Consider the following 15,251-nt stretch of genomic DNA (forward strand, 5'->3'; position numbering starts at 1 on the left):
CTGAGCACACAATGCAGAAATACTACTTATACTGAAGACAGACTGGAACTCATAGGTATGCGATGAAGTTTACCCGCCGCCGTTTTTTGTCGACTTGCCTGACCGCCGCCAGTACCGCGGTGTTGTCGCGCCCCACGATCGCTGCCGACCCTTATGTGCTGCGATTCGCCTCGCCTTACCTCAGCAGCGAGGCAGACACCAGCCCACATATGCACGCCGATATAAAAACCCAGGTAGAGCGTCTTTCCAATGGCCGTATTCGCGTGGAAATATTAGATGGCGGGCAAGCCGGAGCTGGCCCAGAGCTAATGGCCAAGGTCTCGCGCGGCTACATACAAGGCGCGCTGGTATCCGCCTCTAACCTGAGCCCCATTGCCCCAGCGCTGGATATCCTCAACATTCCTTTTTGGTGTGCAGAAAATCAAGCCTATGAAAACCTAGTGAACTCTGAGGTATGGCAACGGCTGATCATCGACAAGGTGCATGCTGCTGGCGCCATTCACGTCTGGTTCCCCTATGTTGTCGGCGGCCGTACCCTAACCACTGGCAAACACTGGCTTAAGCCTGTCATGACGCCCGAGCAACTCGCCAACATCATGGTGCGCGTGCCCAGCAGTGAACTTTTGCGGCATTTTTACACCCTCGCCGGTGGACGAGCTCGCCGCATCGATTGGGGCAAGGTTGCAGCGGCACTGCGTGCGCGTGAAGTGGATGTCATCGACCCTGCCATTAATTCGCTGTACAGCGGCCCAGATGGCTTGCGCCACCAAATCGGTCATATCTTCCAGCTTAACTCGGTGCATGACGGCTGGATGGCGGTCATCAACCAGCGCTGGCTGCACTCTTTGCCCAACGATTTACAGCAGGTCATGGCCGAAGCCGGTGCACAAGTTCACGCCTGGCAGCCCGCTGCTGCGCGCCGGGCCCAGCAAACGGCTAGCCAGCGATTTAATGAAATGGGGGTAGGAATTTATACGCCCGATGCCGAGCTGGCTCTTAACTGGCGTCGGCGCTTTGGTCATGAGCACCCTTCCTGGCAACGCTATAAACGCAACATTCTCGGCGATGATGTGCTGTTTAATGAGTTGCTGCGCGCGACTGAAGGCTAGTCAGCCACCACTTTACATAGCCAGCATAAGTCCCGCTGTGGCTGGCAGAACTCAAACAGCTTTTATTAGCTGCGCTGAGTGAGCACCAGTGAGCTGAAATAAATCATGGCGCCGCCGGATGCCCGCTGCAGCCACACACCCAACGCCGAATTTTTAGCGCGATAACGTATGCGCCCGATGACCAGCGTCATCAAGGTAAACCAAATAAAAATAATGCTGGCATGCAGTGCGACCAGTGCAAAGGCAAAACCGTAACTGAAATCGGTCGGGTCGATAAACTGCGGAAATGCCGCCAAATAAAACACCGACACTTTTGGGTTAAGCAGCTGGGTTAAAAAACCTTCGCTGATGTAATAGCGCACGGATTGCTTGGCTTGATGCACCGGCGGAAGGCCAATACCGGCCTGTTGCTGCTGCATCGATTGCCAAATGGCTTTCGCACCGATGTAAAACAAATAAGCTGCGCCGAGTATTTTTACCAGCATAAATAGTTCTGCCGACTGCAATACCAACGCCGAGAGGCCGAATATCGACAGCGCACCGTGCATAAAGGTCGCGGCAAACAAGCCACTGATGTTTAGCATGGATGCCGCTTTGCCCTGACTAGCGGCCGTTTTGACAATCAACACACCGTTAGGCCCGGGCGACATCACCAACAGCGTGGCAATCACAGCGAAGGTAAAGACCTCCTGCATGCTGTTCTCCTTGAACCAAAACCGTATTTTAAGGCCAGCCCTCACCAATGCAATCTGCGCGGTCATGTGTAGCGGTTAGCCACTAAACAGCTTGGCCCTAACTTTTTGCCGATAAGCCCCCGGGCTTTGCTGCAGCCAGCGGCGAAATACACGGCCAAAGTGACTGCTGTCGTTAAAGCCTGTGGTAGCAGCAATGTCGGCTATCGATAAATTGCTGTGTTGCAGCAACTCACAGGCGGCATGACAGCGCAAACGCTGCAAATATTGCCCAGGGCTTAGCCCACACACCTGCTGAAAACGTCGCTCCAGTTGGCGCTCGCTGAGCTCCACTTGCTGCGCCAAGCGAGATAACTGCAGCGGCTGCGTCATATTTTGCTGCAGCCAACTTTGTGCCCGTGCGATGGCTTCATCAGGGTGCTGATGATCAAGGTCGCCGTGGTAGACACCTTTATCCAGCGGATTGCGCACCTCTGGCGAAAACTGCTGCTCAATACTGAGCGCCAGCTCAGGACCGAACAGCAGCCCGAGTAAGTGCACCATCATATCTGCACCCGAGTTCACACTGCCGGCACAATAAATACGTCCGGCCTGAGTCAGCAAATGATCGCGCTGCAAGCGCACCTTGGGATATTGCTCGGCGAAGGCATCGAGATAGTGCCAATGCGTGGTGGCTACTTGGCCGTCCAGCAGGCCCGTCTCTGCGACCAAGCAAACACCGGTGCCAACGGCCACGATGCTGGCTCCTTGCAAATACTGGCGTCGCAACCAGGCAATGGTCTCCGCTTCCTGTTGCAATACCGGCCGAGGATTGCGCCACAGTGCGGGCACCACAATAAGATCCGTGCGCTCCAGCTCGCGGCAAATTTTATGGGGATGCAAGGTAAAACCACCCAGCATGTTCATCGGTTGGCGCTCACGTGCGACCAGTTCAATGCTGAAATCGCTGCCCGGCTGGCGACGAGCGCGCAGCGCCGCCCGGCTGGCTTCTAGCATTTCCATAGGAATCGCAATACTGGAGCTGAGCATGCGCGACGTGGCCAGCAGGCTAACATGACGAATGGAGGCGGGCATGGTTGCTTTTCCTTGAACGACACAAAAGCGTCGATTTTGTTCTGTTTTATGTCGCTTTCATATTATCAATAACAAAAGCACCCTGCCTAGAATGCCCAACATTCAACGTTATGTGATTTTGGGGATTTTCATGAACAAGCTGGCTGTGATTACGGGGTTTGGCGGCATCAACGCCGCTGGCCGTAGCTCAGGACACCAAGCCTTTCGCCGCCTGATTGCCGATGCACTGAATCAGCAGCAACGCTCTGGCCTGTTGGCTAGCTTGGCACAGTTAACTGGCCAGCTGCAGCCCTGGCAACAAGGTGCGCACAGCGATGAAGCGCTGCTGCAAGCCAGTTTGATTCGCGGCTGGGAAAACGTGCCTTTCGACGGCAACCAGATTGAAACACGCGTTGCGTTTAAGGATGAGCATGGCCGCCCATGCTGGCGCCAAGATCACAAGCGCTTGGCCGTGCAAAGCGCGGGGCAGCTGCCTACTGGCTTTGACCCAGCAACGCTTTACCCATCGCGCCACCATCCGCGCGGTTTGCAAATGGCGGTCTATGGCGCCTCCGATGCGCTGGGCTGCCTCGGCATGGACTGGGAAAAAATCCGCCAGCATCTGCAACCCGATCAAATTGCCGTCTATGCCGGCTCAGCCATGGGCCAGCTGGATGCCAATGGCCACGGCGGCATGCTGCAAAGCGCCCTGCACGGCAAACGCACCAGCTCCAAGCAATGTGCATTGGGCTTAAGCGAAATGCCAGCCGACTTTATCAATGCCTATGTGCTGGGCAGCGTTGGCAGCACGGGCAGCATGGTCGGCGCTTGCGCGACGTTTTTATACAACCTCAAAGTGGCCTTGGACGACATTCAATCCGGCCGACGGCGGTTGGTCATTGTCGGTAACAGTGAAGCGCCGATCACCCCGGAAATCATCGAAGGCTACAACGCCATGACCGCGCTGGCCACTGAGGCCAACCTGCGCAAACTCGATGGCCTGAGCGATGACGAAACACCCGATTGGCGCCGCGCCAGTCGTCCATTTGGCGATAACTGTGGCTTTACGCTGGGCGAGTCGGCACAGTTTTTTGTACTCACCGACGATGAACTGGCCATTGAGCTGGGGCTTACGGTTCATGCTGCCGTGGGTGAAGTTTTTGTGCATGCCGACGGCCATAAAAAATCCATTTCAGGGCCAGGCGTTGGCAACTACATCACCATGGGCAAAGCCATGGCGGCAGCGCGCCGTTGGCTAGGGGAAGACGCCCTGAAAAACGGCAGCTTTGTGCAGGCCCACGGCAGCTCAACCCCGCAAAACCGAGTGACCGAAGCGCACATTTATGCCGAGCTAGCGCGCGCATTTGGCATCGAAAACTGGCCCATCACAGCCGTCAAAGCCTATGTCGGCCACTCCATTGGCGCTGCCTCCGCTGACCAGTTGCTGTTTACTTTGGGCAGCTGGCACGACGGCTGGTTGCCTGGCATCACCACCACCGATCGCATTGCTGACGATGTCGAGCAACGCCGCCTGCAGTTCTTACTGCAACACCAAAATATTGACCCCCAACAGATGCCACTGGCGTTTATCAATGCCAAAGGCTTTGGTGGCAACAACGCCTCGGCCTTTATGGTATCGCCTCAGCAAACCCACGCTTGGCTGCGAGAAAAAGTCGGCCGCCAACGCTGGCACGCTTATTTGGAGGCCAACGAAAGCGTGCGCGAAGCAGCAAAAGTCTACGACCAACAAGTATCGGCCGATCAAGTAAAACCGCGCTATGAATTTGGTCAGGGCGTTATTGAGCCGGAGCAACTGGATATCAGCGATGAGCGCATTGTGGTACCAGGCTGGCAGCAGCCAATTATGCTCTAAGAGATGCATTCCAGTGAATGCGGTTGGTAGAGCCTCATTAGCAGTATTAACAGCAGCTGGCGCACAGCCATGCAGTGCTATTCAGAACGTGCTAATACAAAAAAGCCCCACTGTGATGGGGCTTTTTTAGTTTGATAGCAGTGCTTAACCACATTCTTCGTTGTAACGCGCAATGGTTTTTTGCAAGTACTGCTGCGCTTTTTCTTCATCAAAGTATTCGCGCTCACCCTGATCATTTAATTTATAAACATGGGTTGAGCGCTCAGCTTCTAGCTTCTCGGCCAGCAACTGTTTGCACAGGGCTTCTTGTTTTTCTTTTTTGGCCCTTTCCATTTCACGCTTTTCACGTTTGGTATTGCGCTCTTGTTGCCAGCTTTGCAGCATTTCCTGCTGGCGCTGGCGGCGCTCAAAGCTCACACCATTGCCTGTCGATTGCGGCACTTGAATATTCACTTTTTCTGCTTGCTGCGTTGCTCTTGGTGGCTGATCACCAAAATGCACCCGCCCTTCTTCGTCAGTCCAGCGGTACACATCCGCTGCCGCCACATTAGCCAACACTAGGCCAGCCAATAAATATGTCCGTACCACAGTCCATTCTCCTCACTACCAGCCTGCATCATAAGGACAGGCCGACAGACGAACAAGCGTCTACTCTGGAATGCCGTAACGAATTTTCAGCACCGACAAGCGGCCGCTGTCGCGCAGTTGCTGATAGCCGCGCTCAAATGCGGCCAGAATTGTTTCAGCGTCGGGGGTATCGTTGCGCAGCGCTAAAAATTCCTGATTGGTGGCATAGGGCGGCAACTTGCGTATTTTGTCCATCAACTTGGGGCGCTGGCGCAGGTGATGGTCCCAAGTGACTTCGTAGCCGACAAAGCCTGCTACCCGGCCCAGCATCAGCAGCTCAAAACCCTGAATCATAGAGTCCACCTGCATTGGCTCGACCTCTGGCCATTGCTGCCAATCAACGCCGTAGTTAAAGCCACGCATCAAAGCCAGTCGCTGGCCATTAAAGCTGCTCCAGTCCTGCCAACTCACTGGGTTATCACGCTTTACGTACACCAAATAACGAACCTCGTTGACTGGCGAGGTGGAGTAAATAAAGCGCTTTAATCGCTCCGCCGTGCGACTGATGGGGAACAGCGCCACACCAGCTTCAGTACTCGCCTGGCGAAAGGCCCGCGCCCACGGCTGCACCGTCAGCTCTAGTGTATAGTCTTGTGAGTGCAGACTTTCACGCACCACATCCCAACTAAACCCCCGCAGTACCTGTGAATAGTCACCGGGCTGCAAGGTTTCGGTAATACCGTAACCAATGCCCTCATACAAAAAACAGAAAGGCGCATAATCAGGCAAGGTGGTCACCGACAATACCGAGCCATCACGCGACTGCGCCAACTGAGAGCAGAGCAATAACAGTAAGATCCAATAGCGCATAACCCACCCCGGCAACTGTGATTCAGATTCAGTATAGGTGGGAGTGTGCAAGGTAAGCCGCGGCGGACAGAAGAGTCCGCCGCCGTGCCATTCGCGTCATTCGCGCCTTTGAAAGTACCGAGCTAAGCAGAAAAAGGATCGGCGCGCTGCTGCAGCTCGTACATATGCTTATACAAGCCTTCTTGCGCCATCAGTTGCCGATGCGTGCCTTGCTGCTGTATATGCCCCTGATGCAATACCACCAAGTTATCGGCTTCCATGACGGTGCTTAGGCGGTGAGCGATGGCAATCAAGGTGACTTTGCCGCGCAGCTCCATCAGCGTTTGCTGAATCAATGCCTCGGTATGGCTGTCAATGTTGGCCGTCGCTTCATCCAAAATCAAAATATCAGGCTGACGTGCAAGGGTTCGCGCCAAACTCAACAGCTGACGCTGACCGGTGCTGAGATTACCGCCGCGCTCGGCCAAGGGCGTTTGATACCCCTCGGGCATGGCCATAATGGCCTCGTGCAAATGCGCGCGGCGCGCTGCCTGCTCAACGTCTGCGTCGGTTAAATCCAACTCCAAGCGAATGTTATCGGCAACAGTACCGGAGAAAATAAACGGATCCTGCTGCACAAAGCCGATTAACTCAGCGCGTTGCTGCTTACCCAAGGTCATTAAATCCGTATCGCCAATGCGAATATGACCATGCTGCAGCGGATAAAATCCCATCAATAACGACATCAGGGTACTTTTGCCCGAGCCAGTGTGCCCCACCAGCCCAATGAACTCGCCCGGTTGAACCTGCAGCTGAATATCCCGCAGCACATCCTGCTTGCCATCGTAACTGAAGCGCTCAATGGCAAAGTCAATGCGGCGGCTGGTCAATGGCTGACGCTCTTCTGCCAACTCAGCATAGGGCTCACGCAACAGCTCGAACACACGCGACGCCGACACCAAAGCTTGTTGCGCCATATTTAAGCGCGAGGTCATATCGACCAAGGGCTCAGTCACCTGCCCCATGTAATTAACAAAGGCATAAATCACACCGACTTCGACCGCCCCCTGAGCCGATAACTCAATGATACCAAAGCCAAACAACAAGGCTGCCAACAACAAGGTGTAAATAAAGTCGATTAAAGCGCGCAGTAAAAAGCCATCGATGGTAACGTTTTTTACCTTGGCGTCGTAATGATCCGTGCTGGTGGTTTGAAATGCACGCGCAAATGCCTGCTGCTGGTTGGTCAGCTGAATCACACTCATGCCTTGAATGCCTTCATTCAGACGGGCGTTAATATCACTCAGCAAAGAGCGCACACGCATAAAAATCGGCGTCGATAAGCGCTGATAAATCACCATAATGACAATCACCGTCGGTACTAATATGGCCCCGATCCACACCAGGCGAACGTCCAACACCGCCATAGCAATCAAAATACCGATAATGCGCACGGTGTTTTGCACAAAGGTGGAAATCACGTTCACATAAAGATCTTTGATGGCCTCAGTATCGTTGGTAATGCGGCTAATTAAGCTGCCTGTAGAGGTGCGATCGAAATACGCCATCGGCAATTTCATCACATGGGCAAACACTTGCTCGCGAATGGTTTGCACCACATTCAAGGCAATGCGATTAAAGCGCAGCGCTTGCCAATAAAACGTCGCAGCACCGATTAACTGAGCGACAATGTATACCACTGCCAAAGTAGCAATGGGCCCCACCGTCCAAATACCTGGGGTCACGTACTCGTCGATAAAAACCTTGATCAAATAAGGCCCAGCGACACTGGCGGCGGTCGCTAGTAATAGCAAGGCAAACGCCTCTAGCAATAGTGGTTTATAGGCCATGGCATAGCGCAGCAAGGCATAGAATGTTTGCTTCATCGGCCTTCCTCCACCGCCTGTTCTAATTGCTGATAGTCGTAGGTCTGGCGATACCAGCCCGCCGTCTTTAATAACTGAGGATGGGTGCCCGACTCCAGCAGTCGGCCTTTATCCAACACAATGATGTGATCTGCATTTTCCACCGCACTTAAACGGTGGCAAACAATCAAGGTGGTTTTGCCAGCACGCGCTCGAGACAAATGCGTCAGAATTTGCTGCTCAGTACGCACATCCACCGCGGATAAGGCATCGTCCAAAATGAGAATGGGAGCATCCAACAGCAGCGCCCTTGCAATGGAGATACGCTGCTTTTGCCCACCAGACAAGGTCACACCGCGCTCGCCGACTTCGGTTTGATAGCCTTTGGCAAAGCGCAGAATATCATCATGTACCTGCGCCACTTTGGCCACGGCTTCAATTTCGGCCTGCGTCGCATCCGGTTTGGCTAAGGCGATGTTTTCAGCAATGGTGGCAGAAAATAAAAACGCATTTTGCGGCACGGTGGCGATGTGAGCACGTAAATTGTGCAACGTCAGTGCTTGCACGCTATGACCACCAATACGAATGTCCACCCCTTCAGCTTCCTCACTGCGCAGCAGCAAGTTCAGCAGTGTGGTTTTACCCGCGCCAACGGGGCCAACAATGCCCAGCAGTTGACCGGCCGGTAATGCCAGATGAATGTTTTCCAGCGCCTGTGTGCCATCGGCATAGGCAAAGGCCGGCACGGATATTTCCAAACTGGGCTGTAAACGCTCAGTGACGGTACCCGTATCGGCAATTTCTGGCTGCATATTGAGCAGCTGTTCAATTCGAGCATAGGCAGCGCTGCCACGCTCAACCATATTCAACAGCCAACCAACAGCAAACATCGGCCAAATCATATAGCCCAAATACAGGGTAAACGACAGCAACTGGCCAACGGTCAGCTCACCTTGGTGAATAAACCACGCCCCACCAGCAACGCTAAGCAAAAACGAAAAACCCACGCCCAGCTGAATAACTGGATCATATTTGCTGTCGGTTTTTGCTACCGCTTGATTAGCACGATTGGCCGCGGTGGCAATCTGATTGAACTGCTGCTCCTCTACTTCTTCACGACCAAAAGCACGAGTCAGACGCAGGGCGGATATACTCTCTTGCACATCATCGTTTAAATCACTAAAGCGAGCTTGGGCATCGCGAAATGATGCGTGCAGTTCATTGCCAAAGCGCCACATAAAAAAGCCGACGATGGGCCAAGGAATCAGTGCCAATAAGGTCAACGGCCAAGAAATAAACACCGTCATCACAATCAACACAATGATGCCAGTAAAAGCACCATCAAACAGCGCCAGCACGGCTTCACCAGCGGTCATTTCCACCGCTTGAATGTCATTGGTGGAGCGCGCCATTAAATCGCCAGTTTTTAGACGCTGAAAAAAACCCGGCGCCTGGCGAGTCAAATGCTCAAATACCGACTGCCTAAGCTGATTGGCCAATTTATAACTGGCGCCAAACAAGGCAATGCGCCATACCACCCGCAGCACATACGCCACCGCGGCAGCGGCGATCATTAACCCCAAGTAGCGCCATAACAGCGCCTCGGTAAGCTGCTCGTTGCTAATCAGATCAACAATGACCCCCACCAGCCACGGCGGCACCATGGTCACTAAGCCAACGCCAATCAAGGCTGCCACGGCAATGCCATAGCGACGCCATTCTTGTCTAAAAAACCAAAAAAGCTTGAGAAAAACTGACACACCAAACTCCGTTTGCGCCATCGTCCGCGCTTAACGCACCCAATGCGATTCAATGGGCAGGTGCCTAAGCGGAATTAAAAAGGGGCAAAAGCATACTATGTCTGGCGGAGTTCGCGTAGGCGGATTGTGTCAAATTCGACTAAAGGCGGGATCAATGGCTGCAACACGCTGTTGCAGCCATAGGCTCACTTATTTCCAGGCTTCTGGATCGAGCTTATCTTTCAGTTCTGGGAACTGATGACGATCAAACTCAGGCAGCTTGCCTGCTTTGCGCTGCGACTCGTAGTCTTTCAGCAGCTTCATTGCAATCGGCATGAGCAGTAAGATGGCAATCAAGTTGATCAAGGCCATCATGCCCATCGACAGGTTGGCAAAGTTCCAGATCAAATCCAAGTCGGCCACCGCTCCGGCCATGATCATGCCCAACACCAACAGGCGGAACAGCATCAAACCCGTACGATTACCCGTGATGTATTCCAAGTTGGCTTCGCCGTAGGAGTAGTTGGCAATCAACGAAGTGAAGGCAAACAAGAAGATCGCGACGGCAATAAACACCGCGCCCCACTCACCCACACTGGCAACCAACGCCGCTTGGGTCAGCTCAATGCCTTTCAGCTCACTGCCCGGCTCCAGCATGCCAGAGACCAAAATAATGGCCGCCGTTGCCGTACAAATAACCAGCGTATCAATAAATACACCAAGCATTTGCACATAGCCTTGTGCGGCAGGGTGATTCGGCTCGGTCGTAGCGGTAGCGGCCGCGTTAGGCGCCGACCCCATGCCCGCTTCGTTTGAAAACAGACCGCGCTGAATACCATTTTTTATCGCTTCGGCCACCGCATAACCAGCCACACCACCGGCCACATTTTGCGCAGAAAATGCTTGCGAGAAAATCGCGCTAAATACAGCAGGCAGCTGATCGACGTGCATAACAACCACGACCAAAGCCACTGCTAAATACAGCAGCGCCATCACCGGCACCAGAATTTCTGCCGTGCGCGCCACGGAACGCAAACCACCGAAAATTACTGGCGCGCTAATCGCGACCAAACCAACACCCACCATCCAGGTATCAATACCAAAGGCTGTATTCAATGCGCCACTGATGGTGTTTGCTTGCGCACCGTTAAACGCCAGGCCAAAGGCAATCATCAAGCAAATGGCAAAAATGATGCCCAGCCAACGCTGCCCCAGGCCTTTTTCGATGTAATAAGCCGGGCCACCGCGGAACGTTTTATCGTGGTGTGAAACCTTGTAGGTTTGCGCCAGTGTCGATTCAACAAAACTGGTGGCCATGCCTAAAATGGCGGTCATCCACATCCAAAAAATGGCACCTGGACCGCCGATGTACAGCGCCATCGCCACGCCGGCCATGTTGCCGGTACCGACACGCGCCGCCAAACTGGTGGTGAGTGCCTGGAACGAGGTAATGCCACCATTGGCACCACCACGGCTGTTGCGCACCAAATGAAACATATGGCCAAAAGCCCGCACCTGCACGCCGCGGCTGACCAAGGTAAAGATGGCGCCAGCGCCCAACAGTAAGAAAATCAGAACATAAGACCACAGCAGGTCGTTACCTGCATTTAAAAAGGCCTCGAAATAGCCTAACAGTGTTTCCATCGCTCGCTTCACTTCTCGGTTATGTGAATGTTTTTTACCAGCAGCTGAGCTGCCGGGAAGCGTCCGTTTCAAAAAAACCAAACACACTCACAATGCAATGGGTTTGGTTTTTCTGAAGACCGCCACACAGACATTGCAAGCGAAATTTTTATCTCGCCGGTCATGTCCGAGTGGCAGGAAGGCGCGGATAATACCCAAAGGGATGGGTCGCGAATACCCGTAAATTCAGTGATTTAGGCGACTTTTTATCAGACTAACGTGGCACGCAATGTGTTTTTTCGGGCCACACCTACGTAGTTTTCATCAGCAGAAAATAGCAACCCGTTTTTTTACGCACGTAGGCGTTGCAGTTTTTCTGAGGCAAAAAAAAGCCCCGTCAAAGACGAGGCTTCAAGAAATCAACCGCACATCGATTAATGCAAATGGGTAGCCTGAGCATGCACCTCAAAATCATCACGCTCCACTTCCATACCCGACAACTCGCCGACCTTGCGCACGCCCGCTTCAATCATGGCGCGCGCCACATCCACATGATGCGCTTGCAAACTGGCTTTGGCATCATCGGAAAAATGAATACTGACCAGCGCATCGCCATCTTGCTCATCGGCACGACGCAGCGCAATGTCACCATTAGTAAGTTCGACTATCTCAAAAAAGCGTGCCATATCCGCCTCTCTACGTTGGGCGCGCGAGTTTATCACAGTCGCACCGCCTGACGCCAAGCACGCCACAACTGACAGCCGTCAAGACTCCTGACGATTTTCGCGCTGACGCTCAATCAGCTCAGCAAGCTGCTGATACCACTGCCAAACTTGGGAATCAGCCTGCGTCGATGACGTAGGCTGTAAAGCAATTATTTGAACTCCTGCTGGCTGCACTTGTGCAGGCTCGCGGCTGCGCAAGCTGTCGTCGGCTGCCGTGAGCAAGGCTGCCAGCCAGCTAAAGCTATCTTGCTCTAGCTTCGCCAGCTCCTGCATTTCACCGGTTTTTAATGATACGTTCGCCACTAGCTGTGCCAGTGAATCAACGCGCTGATGAAATTGCACCAGCTCTGCCAACTCATGCAGATAACACAGATAAGCATCACGCAAATGATAAATCGCCGACTGTTCCAACGCTTCGGTCAGCGCCTTCGGCTGTGTTTCTGCCAGCTGCTCCAACAACAAGCGTACTTGATAGAGCTTGTGATTGGTCTGGCCGATCCAGTTCGACATAGCGCCTCCTAAAAATCGAACTTAAAGCCAAAGTGAAACCCTTCGCCCAGCTCCAGTCGATCATCGACGTCTTCGATGCGAATGCCCGTGTAGCGATAGCCAACATAGGCACGCGCGGTGGGAATGATGGCGTACTGCAAGCGCACGTCCGAATCGATCATGTTTTCCGTTTCCGAAAACGACACCACCGGCGGCGCGTAATAGCCATAGGCAGCCACACTCACATCAGGCTGCGCGGGAAAGCGATAACGGAAAAAGCCACCCACGCCCAGCGCCGCACCATCGTCATCATGGCCGTCATATAAATAGGCATTCATGCCCAAGCCAATGTAGAGGTTGCTGCTGTTTTGTCGCGCATCCACGGCGTGCAACCCTAAGGTCAACATATTGCCGTCATCGGCATCGTGCTGAAATGCTGCACCAATATGTAAGCCAGAGCCCATTTGCGTCGCATCGTAGGCTAAACGCGCGGTGTGATCGGACAAACTGAGATCAAGGGAACCACCGGCCTGAGCTGCCAGCGGGCTTAAGAGCAGCAACAGCGCAGCCAAACGGCTTGAACGGGCAGGAAGAATCGAACGAAGAGTCATGAAAGGCAGGCTCCGGTTACTAATGCAATTGGCCGCATCATAACCAGAGCCCAGCGACTTTGCCATGCAAAGCCGGGGCAACGGGCACGCCTTTGTGTCAGGAAATGCCCGTCACCTATGAGGTGAAGCTTACTTCATCAGCTCCAGCAACAAAGCGTTCAGCTTGGCCACGTAGTCCGCTGGCTGTTTCAGCTGGCTGCCTTCGGCCAACTGCGCTTGCGCGTGAATGATGCGCGCCAAATCAGCGAAGCGGTCTTCGTCTTGCTCGGCGTCCAAACGCTCGATCAGCGGATGCGTTGGGTTAATTTCCAGCGCCGTTTCTGGCTCAGGTACATCCTGGCCTGCGGCTTCCAACATACGACGCAAGTGACCACCCATGTCGTATTGGCCGACCACCATGCAAGCTGGCGAGTCCGTTAAACGCGAGCTAACGCGCACGTTTTTAACCTCGCTTTCCAGCGCTTTTTGCACACGCTCGACCAAGTCTTTATGGGTTTCTTCCAGCGCTTTTTGCTGCTCTTTTTCGCCTTCATCCGCCAGTTCGTCTAAATCCAGCTCGCCTTTGGTCACATCCTGGAAGGTTTTGCCATCGTATTCATTCAGATGGCTGACCATCCACTCATCGACGCGATCGGTGAGCAACAACACTTCAATGCCTTTGGTTTTGAAGTATTCCAAGTGCGGGCTGTTAATCAGAGCTTCGTAGCTATCGCCGGTGATAAAGTAGATTTTCTTTTGCCCTTCACGCATGCGAGCAATGTAGTCATCCAGCGACACCACTTGCTTGCCGGCGTCACCTTTGGTGCTGGCAAAGCGGAACAAGGCGGCAATCTTTTCTTTGTTGGCAAAGTCTTCTGCTGGGCCTTCTTTTAATACTTCGCCAAACTGATCCCAGAACTGCTGATATTTTTCAGCGTCGTTTTTCGCCATTTTGCCGAGCGTATCCAACACCCGCTTCACCAGCGCACTGCGCATGCTTTCAACCTGGCGATCTTGCTGCAGAATTTCGCGCGAAACGTTGAGCGACAAGTCGTTGGAATCCAGCACACCTTTGACAAAGCGCAAGTACAACGGCAGGAACTGCTCGGCATCGTCCATAATAAAGACGCGCTGCACGTACAGCTTCAGGCCGCGATTGGCTTCGCGGTTCCACAAATCAAACGGCGCTTTTGAAGGAATATACAGCAAGCTGGTGTAGTCCAATTTGCCCTCTACCCGGTTGTGCATCCAGGTTAATGGCTCGTTCCAGTCATGAGAAACGTGCTTGTAAAACTCCACATAGTCTTCATCGCTCAAGTCAGACTTGCTGCGCGTCCACATGGCTTGCGCCTGGTTAACGGCTTCCGGCAGTTTTTTCTTCTCGCCTTCTTCGTCTTCGCTGTCGACTTCTTGCGGCAAATACACAGGCACCGCAATGTGATCAGAGTATTTTTTAATCAAACTGCGCAAGCGAAAGCTATCGGCGAATTCTTTTTCTTCGTCTTTGAGCTTCAGAGTAATGCGTGTACCGCGACGCTCTTTTTCGATGTCTTCCAGGGTAAACTCACCTTCACCCTGCGACTGCCAGCGCACTGCGGCTTTGTCACCGGCGCGACGGGTTTCGACCGTGACCTCATCCGCAACGATAAAGGCCGAATAAAAACCCACACCAAACTGACCGATCAGCTGTGAATCTTTTTGCTGATCACCGCTTAACTGGCTTAAAAACTCCGCCGTGCCCGACTTGGCAATGGTGCCCAAGTGGTTGACCACATCGTCACGGTTCATGCCGATGCCGTTGTCTTCGATCACCACAGTGCCGGCTTCGCTGTCAAAGTCGATGTGCACCGCCAAGTCGCTGTCGTTTTCGTACAGCGCATCGTTTTTTAACGCTTCAAAACGCAGCTTGTCGCAGGCATCGGAGGCATTGGAAATCAACTCGCGCAAGAAAATCTCCTTATTGGAGTACAGCGAGTGGATCATCAAATGCAGCAGTTGTTTGACTTCTGTTTTAAACCCCAGTGTTTCTTTGCTAGCCGCAGTCATGGGCGTCACTCTCCTCAATAAACTGACTTCA

General features: G+C 53.3%; 13 protein-coding genes. 2 read left to right on the forward strand and 11 right to left on the reverse strand.

Going from position 1 to position 15,251, the window contains the following annotated elements:
- Positions 1-62: 62 nt before the first annotated feature.
- A complete protein-coding gene (locus IE090_RS07665) occupies positions 63-1,109 on the forward strand; it encodes a TRAP transporter substrate-binding protein (protein ID WP_189387786.1) in 1,047 nt (348 codons plus the stop codon).
- Positions 1,110-1,174: 65 nt separating this feature from the next.
- Here the strand turns inward: IE090_RS07665 and IE090_RS07670 are convergent, their stop codons facing one another.
- A complete protein-coding gene (locus IE090_RS07670) occupies positions 1,175-1,804 on the reverse strand; it encodes a LysE family translocator (protein ID WP_189387787.1) in 630 nt (209 codons plus the stop codon).
- Between the two features lie 75 nt (positions 1,805-1,879).
- Positions 1,880-2,875, reverse strand: a complete 996-nt coding sequence (locus tag IE090_RS07675; protein WP_189387788.1) for a GlxA family transcriptional regulator — start codon at positions 2,873-2,875, stop codon at positions 1,880-1,882.
- Positions 2,876-3,005: 130 nt separating this feature from the next.
- On the opposite strand from IE090_RS07675, the gene IE090_RS07680 reads away from it, so the two are divergent.
- Positions 3,006-4,727, forward strand: coding sequence for a beta-ketoacyl synthase (locus tag IE090_RS07680; protein WP_189387789.1), 1,722 nt, complete (start codon positions 3,006-3,008; stop codon positions 4,725-4,727).
- Positions 4,728-4,871: 144 nt separating this feature from the next.
- Here the strand turns inward: IE090_RS07680 and IE090_RS07685 are convergent, their stop codons facing one another.
- The 9 genes from IE090_RS07685 to htpG all read right to left on the reverse strand — a co-directional run bounded on the left by IE090_RS07685 (position 4,872) and on the right by htpG (position 15,220).
- Positions 4,872-5,315, reverse strand: coding sequence for a DUF4124 domain-containing protein (locus IE090_RS07685; RefSeq protein WP_189387790.1), 444 nt, complete (start codon positions 5,313-5,315; stop codon positions 4,872-4,874).
- 60 nt (positions 5,316-5,375) lie between these two features.
- Positions 5,376-6,164, reverse strand: a complete 789-nt coding sequence (locus IE090_RS07690) for a substrate-binding periplasmic protein (RefSeq protein WP_189387791.1) — start codon at positions 6,162-6,164, stop codon at positions 5,376-5,378.
- A 122-nt stretch (positions 6,165-6,286) separates the two neighbouring features.
- Positions 6,287-8,029: an ABC transporter transmembrane domain-containing protein gene (locus IE090_RS07695; protein ID WP_189387792.1), complete on the reverse strand. Its 1,743-nt coding sequence runs from the start codon at positions 8,027-8,029 to the stop codon at positions 6,287-6,289.
- Positions 8,026-9,768, reverse strand: a complete 1,743-nt coding sequence (locus IE090_RS07700) for an ABC transporter transmembrane domain-containing protein (RefSeq protein WP_189387793.1) — start codon at positions 9,766-9,768, stop codon at positions 8,026-8,028. Before IE090_RS07700 ends, IE090_RS07695 begins: the two co-directional genes overlap by 4 nt.
- A gap of 189 nt (positions 9,769-9,957) precedes the next feature.
- Positions 9,958-11,391: an alanine/glycine:cation symporter family protein gene (locus IE090_RS07705; RefSeq protein ID WP_189387794.1), complete on the reverse strand. Its 1,434-nt coding sequence runs from the start codon at positions 11,389-11,391 to the stop codon at positions 9,958-9,960.
- Positions 11,392-11,804: 413 nt separating this feature from the next.
- On the reverse strand, positions 11,805-12,056 hold the full coding sequence (locus IE090_RS07710; RefSeq protein WP_189387795.1) for a hypothetical protein: 252 nt from the start codon (positions 12,054-12,056) through the stop codon (positions 11,805-11,807).
- A gap of 78 nt (positions 12,057-12,134) precedes the next feature.
- Positions 12,135-12,605 (reverse strand): DUF6586 family protein, encoded by a 471-nt coding sequence (locus tag IE090_RS07715; protein WP_189387796.1) that lies wholly within the window; start codon positions 12,603-12,605, stop codon positions 12,135-12,137.
- Between the two features lie 8 nt (positions 12,606-12,613).
- Positions 12,614-13,195 carry a YfaZ family outer membrane protein gene (locus tag IE090_RS07720; RefSeq protein ID WP_189387797.1) on the reverse strand — a complete coding sequence of 194 codons (582 nt, stop codon included), beginning with the start codon at positions 13,193-13,195 and terminating at the stop codon, positions 12,614-12,616.
- Positions 13,196-13,324: 129 nt separating this feature from the next.
- The gene (gene htpG, locus IE090_RS07725; RefSeq protein WP_189387798.1) at positions 13,325-15,220 is read right to left on the reverse strand and encodes a molecular chaperone HtpG; all 1,896 of its coding nucleotides are present in this window, start codon (positions 15,218-15,220) and stop codon (positions 13,325-13,327) included.
- Between the last annotated feature and the right edge of the window lie 31 nt (positions 15,221-15,251).

It is taken from the genome of Bacterioplanes sanyensis, assembly GCF_014652515.1.
GTDB lineage: Bacteria > Pseudomonadota > Gammaproteobacteria > Pseudomonadales > Oceanobacteraceae > Bacterioplanes > Bacterioplanes sanyensis.

What these genes read in the sequence shown, in the direction of transcription:
- IE090_RS07710 (WP_189387795.1), bottom strand. Translation starts at nt 12,056, where the DNA reads ATGGCACGCTTTTTTGAGATAGTCGAACTTACTAATGGTGACATTGCG.
- IE090_RS07715 (WP_189387796.1), bottom strand. Translation starts at nt 12,605, where the DNA reads ATGTCGAACTGGATCGGCCAGACCAATCACAAGCTCTATCAAGTACGC.
- IE090_RS07690 (WP_189387791.1), bottom strand. Translation starts at nt 6,164, where the DNA reads ATGCGCTATTGGATCTTACTGTTATTGCTCTGCTCTCAGTTGGCGCAG.
- IE090_RS07705 (WP_189387794.1), bottom strand. Translation starts at nt 11,391, where the DNA reads ATGGAAACACTGTTAGGCTATTTCGAGGCCTTTTTAAATGCAGGTAAC.
- IE090_RS07675 (WP_189387788.1), bottom strand. Translation starts at nt 2,875, where the DNA reads ATGCCCGCCTCCATTCGTCATGTTAGCCTGCTGGCCACGTCGCGCATG.
- IE090_RS07720 (WP_189387797.1), bottom strand. Translation starts at nt 13,195, where the DNA reads ATGACTCTTCGTTCGATTCTTCCTGCCCGTTCAAGCCGTTTGGCTGCG.
- IE090_RS07670 (WP_189387787.1), bottom strand. Translation starts at nt 1,804, where the DNA reads ATGCAGGAGGTCTTTACCTTCGCTGTGATTGCCACGCTGTTGGTGATG.
- IE090_RS07695 (WP_189387792.1), bottom strand. Translation starts at nt 8,029, where the DNA reads ATGAAGCAAACATTCTATGCCTTGCTGCGCTATGCCATGGCCTATAAA.
- IE090_RS07680 (WP_189387789.1), top strand. Translation starts at nt 3,006, where the DNA reads ATGAACAAGCTGGCTGTGATTACGGGGTTTGGCGGCATCAACGCCGCT.
- htpG (WP_189387798.1), bottom strand. Translation starts at nt 15,220, where the DNA reads ATGACTGCGGCTAGCAAAGAAACACTGGGGTTTAAAACAGAAGTCAAA.
- IE090_RS07665 (WP_189387786.1), top strand. Translation starts at nt 63, where the DNA reads ATGAAGTTTACCCGCCGCCGTTTTTTGTCGACTTGCCTGACCGCCGCC.